The following is a 12,720-nucleotide window of genomic DNA, read 5'->3' on the forward strand; positions in this document are numbered from 1 at the left end:
CGCTGCCCACGGCTGGCCTGCCGATCCACCGGCCGTGGCTGGTAGCTGGTCGAGCCCGGAGACCATCACCGTTTCGATCGAGGCCGAGACCGGCGCGCTGCCGTGGGGAAACTGGTGGACCGCCTCGCTGCTCCTGCTGCTGTTCCCCTGCATCGCCACATGGCGGCGCTTCCGCGAGATGATGCCATGACGCCGCGCCTGATCGTGTTCGCCGTCTGGTGCCTGCTCGTGCTCGGCGGTGCTTCTTATGCCTCTTTCCTGGCCTGGTCGCCGTATACGGACGAGCAGCGGTCCTCCCGCGCAGGCTTCTACGGTCCCACTCACAAGTAAATTCACCTGTCATCAAGGAGCCTGCCCCATGCTCACTCTCCCGATCTTCCTTGCCACCTTGCTCTACGCGGGCATGGGTATCATCATCTTCGTGCTCAGCTTCGTGCTGGTCGACAAGCTGACGCCCGGCGAGTTGTGGCGCGAGATCATCGAGCGTAAGAACCTGGCGGTCGCGGTTCTGGCCGGTTCGGTCGCGATCGGCATTTCCAACATCATCGCCGCCGCCGTGCATGGCTGAAATGGAAGTCTCGGCGGGGCCTGGAGACGGAGCCGACGGGCGCGCGGCCGGCTCGCTCGCTGTGATCCTGCTGGTTTCGGTCCTGGTCGTGGCGACTTGCGGCCTCATCTACGAACTGCTGGCGGGAACGCTGGCGAGCTATCTGCTGGGCGACAGCGTCACCCAGTTCTCGACCGTCATCGGCACCTACCTGTTCGCGATGGGCGTGGGCAGCTGGCTCTCACGCCATGTCCGGCGTGACGAGATGGGCGTTTTCGTGCGCGTGGAGATCCTCATCGCGATGCTGGGGGGCTGGTCAGCGGCGGGCCTGTTCCTGCTGTTTCCGCTGGTCGGCGATTTTCGCCTCGTGCTCTATGCCCTGGTGCTGGCGATCGGCGCGTTGGTGGGGCTGGAAATTCCGCTCCTCATCCGCATCCTGCGCCACCGCTTCGCGTTTCGGGAGCTGGTCTCCAATGTCCTGACTTACGATTACGTCGGCGCGCTGATCGCCTCGCTGCTGTTCCCGCTCGTGCTGGTGCCGTGGCTGGGCATGATCCGCACCGGCTTCGTTTTCGGCCTCGCAAACGTCGCCGTGGCGCTTGCGCTGCTGGTAGCGCTGCGCCGCCAGCGCCGTATCGCCGGAGACGTGCTCGCTGCGCTGATGGTAACCGCGAGCCTCGTCTGCGGGATGGTCTTTGCCGACCGCCTGCAGCGCTGGTCGGAAGTGGCATTCTATGCCGAGCCGGTGATCTACGCACGTTCCACGCCTTATCAGCGCATCGTCCTGACCCGCCGCGGTAACGACCTTCGGCTGTATCTCAACGGCAACCTGCAATTCTCCACCCGCGATGAGTACCGCTACCACGAGGCGCTGGTCTGGCCGGTCCTGGGCCGCGTGGCGTCCCCGCGCGCCGTGCTGATTCTTGGCGGAGGCGACGGCCTTGCCGCGCGCGAAGTGCTCAAGGACGCGCGGGTGGGCCATGTTACGCTAGTCGATCTCGACCCCGAGATGACGCGTCTTTTCCGCGACAGTCCGCAACTGTCGCAGCTCAATGCAGGGGCGCTTTCATCGCCCCGCATGACCGTCCACAACGCCGACGCCTTTCGCTGGGTGCGGGCCGCGAAAGGGAGCTACGACGCCGTCATCATCGACTTTCCCGATCCCACGGAGTTCTCGCTGGGCAAACTCTACACCGAGACCTTCTACCGCGAAGTCGCGCGTCTGCTTGCGCCCGATGGGGTGATGACCGTGCAGAGCACTTCGCCGCTGGTAGCGCCCGCATCGTACTGGACCGTCGCCACGACGCTGGAATCTGCCGGTCTGCGGGCTAGGGGCTACCATGCCTATGTGCCCAGCTTCGGCGAATGGGGCTTCACCCTGGCTGCGCATCGGGCGGTTGAGGATGCAGTGCATGTTCCTCCGGGCCTGCGGTTTCTGACGCCTGCCAGCGAGCGAGCGATGTTCGATTTTCCGCCAGACATGGCACGCCGCCCCACGCCGGTGAACCGCCTCGACAACCAGGCGCTGGTGCGCAGCTTCGCGCGCGAGTGGGGACAGTATGAAGGTTGATGCCAGTCGCCGCGAAGTGCTCGCGGGCGGCTCGGCCGCGCTCGGCGCTGCGCTGCTGGGCGGCTGCGCCCAGACCCCCGTGGCAGGTACGCTGGACGGTGCCGACTGGCGGCGTGGCCACCTCTTGCGCGACGGCGGCTTCCCGGAGCCTGAAGGCCCGGTCGAGGAAGTGGACGTCGTGATCGCCGGCGGCGGCATCGCCGGCCTTGCCACCGGCTGGCGGCTGGCCGAGGCGGGGTTCGCCAACTTCACCCTGTTCGAGCTGGAGGACCGCACTGGCGGCAATGCCCGCTCGGGCCGCAATTCCGTGAGCGCCTACCCGCTGGGGGCGCATTATCTCCCCGTCCCGAACCGAGAGGCGGGTGCCTTGCGCCAAATGCTGCGCGGGTTCGGGATTATAACCGGGGACGGAGCGGCAGGCCCGGTCTACGATCCCTACCAGCTCTGCGCCGACCTGGAGGAACGCCTGCTTTGGCGCGGGCAATGGCAGGAGGGCCTGTTCCCGCAGACCGGCCTCGCATCGCCGGAGCGGGCCGATTACAAGGCATTCGAGGACGCCATGGCCAGCTTCAGGGTAGCCATCGGTAACGACGGGCGGCCTGCCTTTGCCATTCCCATGGCGCTATCGAGCCGCGATCCGCGCTTCACCGCGCTGGACGGCCTGACCTTCGCGGCCTGGCTGGATGCGCGAGAACTCACTGCCCCCGCTTTGCGTGCCTACCTGCGCTACTGCTGCCGCGACGATTACGGCGCCGAGCCCGAGCACGTCTCGGCCTGGGCGGGCATCCACTACTTCGCCGCCCGCCGAGGGTGGGCCGCCAACGGCGACGGCGATCGCGAACTGACCTGGCCCGAGGGCAACGACCGCCTCGCTACTTTGATGGCCAGGCGCATCAGTTCGCAGCTCCGGCCCGCTCACAGCGTGTTCCGCGTCGTCCGTTCGCCCGACGGGAATACGGCGGAGGTCGACGTACACGATCACGCGAATGCGCGCAGCCGCCGGCTGCGGGCTAAAGTCGTGATCATGGCGATGCCGCATTTCGTCGCGTCGCGCATAGCGCCTGAACTTTGCGACGCCGGGGCGTTCAGCTATGCGCCCTGGGTCGTCGCCAACGTCACAGTCAGTAGGCACCCGGAGGGCAAAGGCGTTTCGCTTGCATGGGACAACGTCTCCACCGCGAGCAATTCACTCGGATACGTCGTCGCCACGCATCAGAGCGCCAGCGACCCGACCGGGCCCACGGTGCTGACCTGGTATTACCCCATGTCGAAGGAGGCCCCGCAGACCGCGCGCAAGATAATGCTGACGCGCTCGCTTGAGCAGTGGCAGGCGCTGGTGCTGCGCGACCTTATGGGAATGAACCCGGATCTGGAGGGCGCCATCGAGCGGATCGACGTGTGGCGCTGGGGTCATGCGATGATACGCCCGACGCCCGGTTTCCTGACCGACCCGGCTCGGCAGCGCGCCCGCGAGTCGCAGCCGCCGGTGCTCTTTGCGCATTCCGATCTCAGCGGTCTTTCGCTGTTCGAGGAAGCGCATTACCGCGGCGTCACCGCGGGAGAGCGAACTCTGTCCCACTTGGGCCTAGCCTACGAGAGGCTCGCCTGAAAATGGCGCACTCACCTGAAACCAGTCTTCACCTGATCGCCGACATCGAGCAATGCAGGGGGCTGGGTGATCTGGACCTGATCGAGGCGACCTTGCGCGAAGCTGCAATTGCCGCGCGTGTCACGGTGCTTGGTGTCCACCTCCATCACTTCGGTCCCGGAATGGGTATAACCGGCGTTGCACTGTTAGCGGAATCGCACATTTCGATCCACACTTGGCCAGAACACGGCATTGCCGCGATCGATCTGTTCGTCTGCGGCCTTCAGGCCGATGCGAAGGCAGGTCTGGAAGTGATCCGTCGCCGCCTAGAGGGACGCATTCGGCTGGAAAAGTCCATCTCGAGACTTGGCTAAGTCGAGGCAGGAGATGACCAGATACGCTCTACCCACGTCTCACCGGGAGCAACCAGGACCGGAACTGGGAGATGATATCACCGATCCCGAGATCGCTGTGGCTTCGGCGGGCTGACGGCAGAAATCGTTGGCCCCAGACGTGATCGCGGGTGCGATCCGCTATGCGCTCGAACAGCCCGATGGCGTGGCCTCAACGAAGCGATCGTCCGGCCAAAGGCGTCGGATATGTGAACTGTCGGAAGCCGAGCGCAGACGGGTGCTCGACTCCCTTGGCATTGCGGGAGGATCAGGGCGGTTCGATGGCCTGGAACACCGGCGCCGGCAATGAGGGCGCCGGCTAGCATCTAGACTACCGTTACTTGACCGCTTGCCGCCCCAGCTTCGGGTCGTCGGTGAAAAAGCCATCGAGGCCCTCGGCGAGATAACGTCGTATCTCGGCGATACTTCCGGTCGGATTGCGCGCGTCTTCGCCGGCGCCGTCACGAAAATCGGCTGCCAGGAAGCGGTTCTCCGGACGAAACGTCCAAGTGCCCGCCAGCAGGCCCGCCCGCTGCGCCGCAGCGGCGAGGCCTGTCGAGGCGCCAAGCCGGCCCGCGGCGTCGAGCGGGATATAGGCGCGGACCGGAGGGGAAAGCCAATCGGCATACGTGGCGATTTCGGCGAGGCCTTTGGGCGACATCATGTCAGCGTAAGTCCCTTTCCGGCCAGTGGCGACGAGATCGTAGGGCGTGTTCTGCGGCGCTTCGATCAACTGCATGAGCTGGACGTTGGCAAAGCCCGCCACTTTCGGACGCAGCGCCTTGAGATTGCCGACCTCGAACGACTGCACGACCAGCGGCGCGCGCCGCAGGTAGCTGCTCAGGCCGATCAACGCCAGCAGGCGCGGCTCGAGCGGAAGGCCGATGCTGGCGAAGTAGGTGCCATGCTTGATTTCGGGGATCAGCCCGATCGGCCGTCCCCGCGCTGCCGCTTCGGCGGCGGTGAAATCGACGATTTCCTCGAAGGTGACGAGTTGGAAGGCGCCGTCGTAGGACTGGCTTTCGGGGCGCATGGCCCTCAGTCGTTCGCGCGCGCGCAGCTGCTTGAGTTCGACGAGAGTAAAGTCCTCGGTGAACCAGCCGGTGACCTTTTCACCGTCGATCGTCTTGGTCGCGCGGCGGCTGGCGAATTGCGGGTGTGCCTCGACGTCGGTGGTTTCGGCGATGTTGTTCTCGTGCCGGGCGACGAGGACTCCGTCCTTCGTCGCCACCAGGTCGGGCTCGATGAAGTCCGCGCCGTCCTCGATCGCCTTGGCGTAGGACGCGAGCGTGTGCTCGGGCCGGAGCGCCGAAGCGCCGCGGTGGCCCATCACCAGCGGCGGCGCCTTGCGCTTCGCCGCCGCTTTCGCGGGAAGGGCGGCGGCGCAGGCCAAGGCAGCGCCGCCGATCAGTGTCGTGCGTCTTGAGAACATCGCGCTCAATAGGCCGCCGAGAGCGTCAGGAACCACTGGCGCGGCGCGATTGGATAGGCGGAATAGCTGTTCGTGGCCGATCCGATCGACAGCGTCGATACGCCCTTCTTGTCGGTCAGGTTGGTGACGTTGAGGGCGAGTTCTACCTTCTGCAGTGGCAGGACATCGTCCGGAACCCGTGCGGCGACGCGCAGCGAGGTCAGGAAGTACGAGGAGACGCTGGTGTCGTTGGTGAAGGTGGCGAAGCGGCGGCCGACGTAGTCGCCGATCGCCTGCACTTCAATCGGACCGACGTTGAGCGTCGCGACCGTCTTGTTCATCCACTTGGGCGTGCCGGGGAGCTGCTTGCCACAGGTCGGCACGATGCCGCCCGTAACGACGAAGCCGCCGATGCAGGTGTCGGTGGCGGCGCCGATGCCCAGCGCGGTCGAAGTGTAGTCGTTCTGGTACTTGGAGAGGTTGTACGAGACGGCATTGTAGAGCGAGAACGTGCGCCCGACGCGCACCGTGATCGCGGCATCGACGCCGTCCGTTTTCACGTCGCCGACGTTGACCAGCGTCGAGGTGCCGCCGGTGATGCCGCTGCCCGCGATCCCGCCCGGGTTGGTCGGAATGGCGAGCAGGCGGTCGCTGAAATCGACGTGATAGTAGTTGATCTGCGCCTGGATCGCGAAGCCATTGGAGAACGTGCGGCTGGTGCGCAGGCCTGCCTCGTAGGTCCAGCTGGTCTCGGGCTTGCCCTCGTCGGCGAAGGCGTCGAACGCGGCCTGGCTGCCGGTGAACCAGGGACCGCCGCCGCCCGCCAGATAGGCCTGGTACTGGCGCAGGTTCTTCTGGACGTTGAAGTAGACCTGCTCGTGGCCGTTGAAGTCATACGTCGCGCCGAAGGCCGGCAGGAACCAGTTCTTGGTGTTGATCTTTCCTTCGGGCAGCGCGGTGGTGCCGCCCAGCGAGCCGACCTTCGGCTGCACCGGGAAGCGGCCGCTCGCCCATTGCGCGCTGGTCTTGAAGCCGCCCTGGATGAGCAGCTGGTCGGTCGCCTGCCAGGTGTCCTGGATGTGGAGCTGCAGCTGCTTGATCCGCGCCTCGCCCTGATACTGCGTGAACAGCGGGTCCATCACGTCATTAGGGCGCACGTAAGGTGTGCTTAGCGACGCATCAGCGACGGGGACCGCGTACCAGCGGCGCCACTGTGTCGTGCTGTTGTGCTCGAACCAGCCGCCGAATTCGATCCTGTGAGCGCCCAAATCGAGGTTCACCGCGGTAATCAAGCCTTCGCGGTCGATGCGGTATTCGGTGGTGCGGGTGATCAGGCCCGAACCGCCGGTGGCAGCTACCAGCGCGGCCCCGGATGCCGCGGCCTGCGCGCTCGTCAGCGCCGTACAGGTGGACGGGCGGACGCCGTTGTTGTTGGCGGTGAAGCGGCAGTTGGCCGGCAGGATCGCATAATTGGGGTCGAGATAAGCCTGCGCCGTGGTGATCGACTGGCCGAGCGGGCCGGCGACGACGCCTGCACCGTCATTGTGGTGATAATAGCCGGTGTTCGACCAGGTGATCTTGTCGGACAGGTGCGCGTCGTAGCGCACGTAGCCGAGATAGTCGGTCCGCTGCGCATCCGAGTAGTAGTTGCGATAATTGCTGCCGTCGGCGGCGGGCGAGTTGCCGAGCGAGCTCAGGTAGCCGGTCTGGTAGCCATCGAAATCGGGATAGAAGAACGGCTTGGTGTAGGGCGTGAACAGCTGGGCCGGGGTGGCCGTGCCGCCTGCGGAGGGCTTGAAGAAGACGGTCGCATCCTCGTTCGGCTGCGTCATGTCGTTGTAGTCGAAGTAGAGCGTCAGCTTGCCAGCATCGGCATCGTGGACGAACTTTGCATTGGCCTGCCAGCCCTTCTGGATGCCATCGAAGTCCCAGGCCCGCGCACGCTGCCGCACGCCCGAGATGTAGCCCGAATTGCCGCCGCCGATGTCGCCGCTGTCGACGCGCAGGTACGTGCGCGAGGTGTCGTAGCTGCCCACCGTCTGGGCGCCGCGGATGCCGAATGCGTCCATCGGGTCGGACGAGAACGTCTCCACCGTGCCGCCGAGGTTGCTGTTCGAAGGCGTCGCGAGATCGCCCGCGCCGGTGGCCACGACGACCCGGCCGACGTTCTCCGAAATGACCGCGCGCTGCGGGGACAGGCCGTTGTAGTTGCCGTAGCTCTGGTCGCCCAACGGGATGCCGTCCATGGTGTAGCCGAGCTGGTTGCCGGCAAATCCGTGGATGAAGATCTGCGCGTTCTGCTCGTTGTTACCCCAGGGATCGGCGGTGATGTAGAGGACGCCGGGCAGCGTTTGGATCGCCTTCAGGGGCGAGACGCCGGGCAGGATCTTCTGGATCTCGACTTCCGAAATCGCCGTGGCCGACCGGGTCGACTTGGCGCCGGTGACGATGATGGCGCCGCCGTTGCCCGCGTCGTCGGCTTCGGCCGCCGCGGCCGCGTCCGCCGCGGCTTCGTCAGCAGCTACTGCGTGCGTCGCCGAACACAATGAGAGGGCGGTGCCAGCGAGCATTGCCCAGCGCACGGCGTTGGCCGTGGATCGAATTGCCTTCATGCGAATGTGTTCCCTCAAGCTCGCCGGTTCCCCCGGACACAGCGTCGGTTAGGCAAGGATGATGGCGGTTTGACTTAACTTTGATGACATTATGAATTCATATGCGAAGTCCTCGCGGACATTACGAAGTTGACAGCCACTGGCATCGATGGCGCCTTACGACCAGGTGCCCTTTCTGGTGATCGCGCAGGACGGCGATGACAGCGGCAACGCCATACCCGACATGATTTCCGCCCAGATGGCGGGCAAGACCAAGCCGGTAGGCATCGAACTCCCCTACCGCCTGCCGCTCGCTGCACTTCCCGCCATTTCGCAGCGCGCCAAAACGCTGGGCGTGCGCGTGTGGGTCAACATGATCGATGGCAACTTCGTCATCGGCGCTGGCAGCGAAAAGGATGCCTTGCGCGCGCCGGAAGCCGTGTGGGGCCGCCTGGTTCGGGAGGGCGCATCGATGCTGCTGACCGACGAACCGGAAGCCATGCTGACGTGGCGGGACAAGGCACGTCGCTGACAAACTCGCAGCCCCTTGTTTTCGTTGCCGGATTTTCAAAACCCGGCCCGTATTGTGAGTTTCACGACTTAAATAGCCAATTCTGCGATGCTTGATTTCGGTCCACATAGGCAGGTTATTTCGGAAGCCGCCGTTCCCCGTTCGATCAGGAACGGCGGTTAGGTCGCGCTTTAAGGCGATGAACGAAGAGCCGGAATTGGCATGTCATTTAGGCTCGTGAACGTCCGGAATCAGGGCGAAGAACTGCGCCAGGGCAGGGTGGTGGTGGCAACTCGCGCCCCAAAGCCGACCGCTCATGAGTCGACCAATGAATGGCTCATATCGCTGTCAACGCCGACAAGGAGAAACGCAGGCGAAGGATCCCCATCTGGGAATGGAACGGCAGCGTGCATCGTGGTGTCTATCCGACAAGCGATTGGTGGAGACACGAATGGACCTGAACCTGGCAGGACGGCGCGTGCTGGTCACCGGCAGCAGTAGCGGCATCGGCGAGGCCATCGCGCGCATGCTTGCCGAGGAAGGCGCTCGTGTTGTCGTCCACGGTCGTAACCGGGAGCGTGCGCAGGCGGTCGCCAGCGCGATCGGTGCGGCCGGCATCGCCATCGGTGAGCTCGCCGATGATGGCGGGGCGCAGGCCGTCCATGCCGAGGCGGTCGCAGCGCTCGGCGGCAACGTCGAAATCCTGATCAACAATGCTGGCGGCAATTCGGAAGGCAACTCGTCCAAGGCGCCGGTGGAGATCGATGCTGCCGACTTCCTGTCGAATTACCGGGCGAACACGATGGGCGCGGTGCAGCTGTGTCAGCTGTGCGTGCCCGACATGGTGGCGGCGGGTTTCGGGCGCATCATCAACGTGTCGAGCGCGGTGGCGATGCAGCCGAACTACATGGGCGCGGACTATTCCGCCGCGAAAGCCGCGCTCAACAACTTCACCGTGAGCATTGCGGGATCGCTGCGCGGCGTCGGCGTGACCGCCAATATCCTCACCCCCGGCATCATCATGGTCGACGGTCTTTTGCGCTTCGGGCGCGAGAAGTTCGGCGATCCCGACATGAGCTTCGAGGACGTGTGCCAGCGCTTCGGCGAAGCACAGGTGTTCGAGATTCCGCCCGTCGGCCGCGTCGGCAAGCCGTCCGAACTAGCGATGGTGGCATGCCTGCTCGCGAGTCCGCTTTCCGGCTTCATCACCGGTGCCAACTACCGCGTCGATGGCGGCCAGAGCCGCGGCCTTAACTGAGGAGTAATCGCGTGGCTGAAAAGACCTATCGCGTTATCCAGTGGGCCACCGGCACGGTCGGCAGTGCTGCACTCCGATACTTCATCGAGAACCCGGTCATCGACTTGGTCGGGGTCTACGTCACTAATCCGGAAAAGGTCGGCAAGGACGCCGGGGAGCTAGTCGCGCTGGCCGACACCGGCATTAGGGCGACCAGCGACATCGACGCGATCCTGGCGATGGACGCCGATTGCGTCCTGTTCTCGCCCAGCATGATGACGCCGCCGCTCGAGCAGGTGTGCCAGTTGCTCGCCTCGGGCAAGAACGTCGTCTCGCCGGCCGGCCCGTTTCTGCCCAACAAGTGGCTGCCCGAGGAGACCGCGCGGATCGAGGCGGCGTGCCGCGAAGGCCAGGTCTCGTTCCATGGCTGTGGCATCCACCCTGGTTTCGCCGGAGACATCCTGCCCCTGACGCTGGCCCGCCTCATGAGCCGGGTCGATTGCATCGAGGTGTCCGAGATCATCGACAAGGTGCGCAACCCGATGATCTACACCGAGATCATGGGCTTCGGCGCCGACCCGGAGGAGCTGCTGGCCAACCCCCGCCGCTCGCCCGAGACCTACAAGCACTTCTACTCCAGCATGGCGATGATCGCCGAAGGGTTGGGCAAGGAGATCGACAACGTCACCGTCAAGTTCGAGGTCGCCAGGGCGTTGAAGGACATCCGGCATCTCTACGGAGAGGTGAAGGCGGGCACCGTGGGCGGCCAGCATTACGAATGGACCGCCTGGTGCGACGGGGCGCCGCTGATCGTGTACCACTTCTACTGGCAGCTGGGCGAAGACCTCGACCCGGTATGGGAGCAGGGTGAGGCGAAGTACCGGGTGCGGATAAAGGGCGAGCCGCCGCTTGAATGCCACTTGATGGCGATGGAGGACGAAGACGGGCGCCATCCGTTCCTGGGCTTGCCTTGGACTGGGCTCGTGGCCTGCACTGCCGTTGCGGCCGTTTGCGATGCGGCACCGGGGATCGTGACACATCTCGATCTGGGCGTAGTGCAGCCGAAAGGGCTGGTCCGGCGCTGAGCGTTCTCCAACGACAGGCCTTGGGGGCATGCGCATTCTATCGCATGCTACATCCATACTCCGGCAAAATGCTCTGCGCGGCGGGAGAGAGCAGGAAAAGAGCCATCGAGCCGCGGCTGCCTCTCTTGGCGCATCCTTGCCGGTTGTGACGATGGCGAGGCCGTAGTCCGCCGTGACGGCAAGTTCGGGTGGCAACTCCACTTTGGTGACGCCCGGGTCAGGCGTCGTCTTGCGTGAACTCCAGTAGCCGATCGACACGTCGGTACGGCGCTCGAGCATCGCCTCTCGCCGGTTCGTGGCTTTCGCGGCTGCCGGTTCGACGGTCGCACCGATTACGGCCGTGGCCTTGGCCTTCAGCGCCGCTGTCGCGCCGGGGCGCACAGTGTCGGCCTTGTCGAACAGTTCCTGCGCATAGTCGCCGCCTGGGTCCGGCTTGGGCGGAACTTGCCGCGTTCGTCCATTCGCAGTGGCCAGACGTTCACCTGCTTGTCACCTCGGGCCATGTGGTTCTTTCAGATGACGAGATTCCCGGTGGTGGTCGCCTCGTGAGTAAGCCGTATGACTTGGCCCGTCTTGTTTCAGAGGTTCGCGCAATCGTCAGCCCGCGGCCGCAGCGCGATCCTCCGAAGTAAACGCGCAGGGGCCAGCCTATCGCAGCTGTTCCGGAGCCAATGACTAAGGCGACCTTCCCGAGATCTGCCCTACCGATACCGGTCTGATGAGCTGCTGGGCGACAGTGCCGCGCAGCAAGCCCGTAGCGCATGCATGGATTGACTGTTTGCGGCTGCGCCTAGGCGATGAGCGAGGCACTCCACTCGATGAAGGCGCGAACCTGCGAAGTGAGATGCTGCCTGCTTGGGTAAAGGACGGAAACAGGCCGATTGGCCGTGGATAAGTCTCCAAGCAGTTCGACCAACGATCCGTGTGCGAGGTGGTCGGCAACTGTTATGCGCGGCACCTGGATGAGGCCGAGCCCGGCGACCGCGCAAGCGACGAACGCTTCGGAATCATTCACGAGCAGCGAGGGGCGCATTCGCACCGAGCGCTCTGCGCCCCCCTCAATTAGGTGCCATTCCACCGGGCGCCTCCCGCGGCCGGAAAAGTAGACAACCGCGTCGTGGTCCGGGAGGTCGGCTATCGCACGCGGCGTCCCTCTCGCTTCCAGATAGCCTGGAGAGCCGCACACTATGAGTTCGATCCGCCCGATCAAACGACCAACCATGCTGCTGACAGGGAGGTCCCCGATGCGGATCACGCAATCGATGCCATCGGCGATCAGATCGGTCGGCTGATCGCTCACGCCCAGGACGAGCTCGATGTCAGGATAGGTGGATCGGAACTCGGCCAATTTCGGCACTATGACCGAGCGCGCTAGCGCAACTAGAACATCGACCCGAAGCCGGCCGCGCGGTGACGCTGCCGATCCCCCAAACAGGTTCATGGTCCGCTCGGCTTCGCTCAGGAGTTGCAACGCCTGATCATAAAGCGTTTCGCCCTCGCCCGTCAGGACGGTGCGGCGCGTGGTTCGATGAACCAGGCGTACGCCCATCTCTCCTTCGAGCGCAGCGATGGCGTTCGTCACGCGCGGCCGGGCTAGCGAGAGCGCCTCTGCAGCGCTTGCAAAACTACCCCGTTCCGCGACGGCCACGAAAATGCGGAGCCGTTGAAGCAGGTCCATCAAAGCTCCGTAGCATGTCCACTGTTACGGATAGCTGTAACAGTAAAACCCGGAAAGGCGAGCTACTGCGCAACGACTTGTCAGTCTATCTGCCGTCCATACGGCCGCGA

At 64.7% G+C, this 12,720-nt stretch carries 11 protein-coding genes and 2 pseudogenes; 9 read left to right on the top strand and 4 right to left on the bottom strand.

The window, feature by feature from the left end:
- From PMI02_RS05135 to speD, 6 genes and pseudogenes are all read left to right on the top strand, one after another.
- Positions 1-190 (top strand): annotated as a pseudogene (locus PMI02_RS05135) (DUF4178 domain-containing protein); the annotation flags it as partial.
- Positions 187-330 carry a hypothetical protein gene (locus PMI02_RS27575; protein ID WP_007679711.1) on the top strand — a complete coding sequence of 48 codons (144 nt, stop codon included), beginning with the start codon at positions 187-189 and terminating at the stop codon, positions 328-330. The pseudogene PMI02_RS05135 and the gene PMI02_RS27575, both read left to right, overlap by 4 nt.
- A gap of 28 nt (positions 331-358) precedes the next feature.
- Positions 359-568: a DUF350 domain-containing protein gene (locus PMI02_RS05140; protein ID WP_007679712.1), complete on the top strand. Its 210-nt coding sequence runs from the start codon at positions 359-361 to the stop codon at positions 566-568.
- Positions 561-2,117, top strand: coding sequence for a polyamine aminopropyltransferase (locus tag PMI02_RS05145; RefSeq protein WP_007679714.1), 1,557 nt, complete (start codon positions 561-563; stop codon positions 2,115-2,117). Before PMI02_RS05140 ends, PMI02_RS05145 begins: the two co-directional genes overlap by 8 nt.
- Complete coding sequence (locus PMI02_RS05150) at positions 2,107-3,726, top strand: NAD(P)/FAD-dependent oxidoreductase (RefSeq protein ID WP_007679721.1); 1,620 nt, start codon at positions 2,107-2,109, stop codon at positions 3,724-3,726. The genes PMI02_RS05145 and PMI02_RS05150 overlap by 11 nt, the downstream gene beginning before the upstream one ends.
- A gap of 2 nt (positions 3,727-3,728) precedes the next feature.
- On the top strand, positions 3,729-4,079 hold the full coding sequence (speD, locus tag PMI02_RS05155; RefSeq protein WP_007679726.1) for an adenosylmethionine decarboxylase: 351 nt from the start codon (positions 3,729-3,731) through the stop codon (positions 4,077-4,079).
- A gap of 355 nt (positions 4,080-4,434) precedes the next feature.
- Here the strand turns inward: speD and PMI02_RS05160 are convergent, their stop codons facing one another.
- Both PMI02_RS05160 and PMI02_RS05165 read right to left on the bottom strand, forming a co-directional pair.
- Positions 4,435-5,529, bottom strand: a complete 1,095-nt coding sequence (locus PMI02_RS05160; RefSeq protein WP_007679730.1) for a glycerophosphodiester phosphodiesterase — start codon at positions 5,527-5,529, stop codon at positions 4,435-4,437.
- Between the two features lie 5 nt (positions 5,530-5,534).
- Positions 5,535-8,120, bottom strand: a complete 2,586-nt coding sequence (locus PMI02_RS05165; protein WP_007679731.1) for a TonB-dependent receptor — start codon at positions 8,118-8,120, stop codon at positions 5,535-5,537.
- A gap of 178 nt (positions 8,121-8,298) precedes the next feature.
- Here PMI02_RS05165 and PMI02_RS05170 point away from each other — a divergent pair, with 178 nt between their 5' ends.
- The 3 genes from PMI02_RS05170 (at position 8,299) to PMI02_RS27890 (ending at position 10,932) form a co-directional block, all read left to right on the top strand.
- The gene (locus PMI02_RS05170; RefSeq protein ID WP_157222388.1) at positions 8,299-8,631 is read left to right on the top strand and encodes a hypothetical protein; all 333 of its coding nucleotides are present in this window, start codon (positions 8,299-8,301) and stop codon (positions 8,629-8,631) included.
- Between the two features lie 430 nt (positions 8,632-9,061).
- Complete coding sequence (locus PMI02_RS05175) at positions 9,062-9,868, top strand: SDR family NAD(P)-dependent oxidoreductase (protein WP_007679733.1); 807 nt, start codon at positions 9,062-9,064, stop codon at positions 9,866-9,868.
- Positions 9,869-9,879: 11 nt separating this feature from the next.
- Entirely contained in the window at positions 9,880-10,932 is a 1,053-nt protein-coding gene (locus PMI02_RS27890) for a hypothetical protein (RefSeq protein WP_007679736.1), read from the top strand.
- 114 nt (positions 10,933-11,046) lie between these two features.
- Here PMI02_RS27890 and PMI02_RS28335 read toward each other — a convergent pair.
- Together PMI02_RS28335 and PMI02_RS05185 are read right to left on the bottom strand one after the other, a co-directional pair.
- A pseudogene (locus PMI02_RS28335) lies at positions 11,047-11,406 on the bottom strand (substrate-binding domain-containing protein); the annotation flags it as partial.
- A 316-nt stretch (positions 11,407-11,722) separates the two neighbouring features.
- Positions 11,723-12,610 carry a LysR family transcriptional regulator gene (locus tag PMI02_RS05185; RefSeq protein WP_007679739.1) on the bottom strand — a complete coding sequence of 296 codons (888 nt, stop codon included), beginning with the start codon at positions 12,608-12,610 and terminating at the stop codon, positions 11,723-11,725.
- Positions 12,611-12,720 lie beyond the last annotated feature (110 nt).

This window comes from Novosphingobium sp. AP12, assembly GCF_000281975.1.
Lineage (GTDB): Bacteria > Pseudomonadota > Alphaproteobacteria > Sphingomonadales > Sphingomonadaceae > Novosphingobium.

What these genes read in the sequence shown, in the direction of transcription:
- PMI02_RS05140 (WP_007679712.1), top strand. Translation starts at nt 359, where the DNA reads ATGCTCACTCTCCCGATCTTCCTTGCCACCTTGCTCTACGCGGGCATG.
- PMI02_RS27575 (WP_007679711.1), top strand. Translation starts at nt 187, where the DNA reads ATGACGCCGCGCCTGATCGTGTTCGCCGTCTGGTGCCTGCTCGTGCTC.
- PMI02_RS05145 (WP_007679714.1), top strand. Translation starts at nt 561, where the DNA reads ATGGCTGAAATGGAAGTCTCGGCGGGGCCTGGAGACGGAGCCGACGGG.
- speD (WP_007679726.1), top strand. Translation starts at nt 3,729, where the DNA reads ATGGCGCACTCACCTGAAACCAGTCTTCACCTGATCGCCGACATCGAG.
- PMI02_RS05150 (WP_007679721.1), top strand. Translation starts at nt 2,107, where the DNA reads ATGAAGGTTGATGCCAGTCGCCGCGAAGTGCTCGCGGGCGGCTCGGCC.
- PMI02_RS05175 (WP_007679733.1), top strand. Translation starts at nt 9,062, where the DNA reads ATGGACCTGAACCTGGCAGGACGGCGCGTGCTGGTCACCGGCAGCAGT.
- PMI02_RS05165 (WP_007679731.1), bottom strand. Translation starts at nt 8,120, where the DNA reads ATGAAGGCAATTCGATCCACGGCCAACGCCGTGCGCTGGGCAATGCTC.
- PMI02_RS05160 (WP_007679730.1), bottom strand. Translation starts at nt 5,529, where the DNA reads ATGTTCTCAAGACGCACGACACTGATCGGCGGCGCTGCCTTGGCCTGC.
- PMI02_RS05185 (WP_007679739.1), bottom strand. Translation starts at nt 12,610, where the DNA reads ATGGACCTGCTTCAACGGCTCCGCATTTTCGTGGCCGTCGCGGAACGG.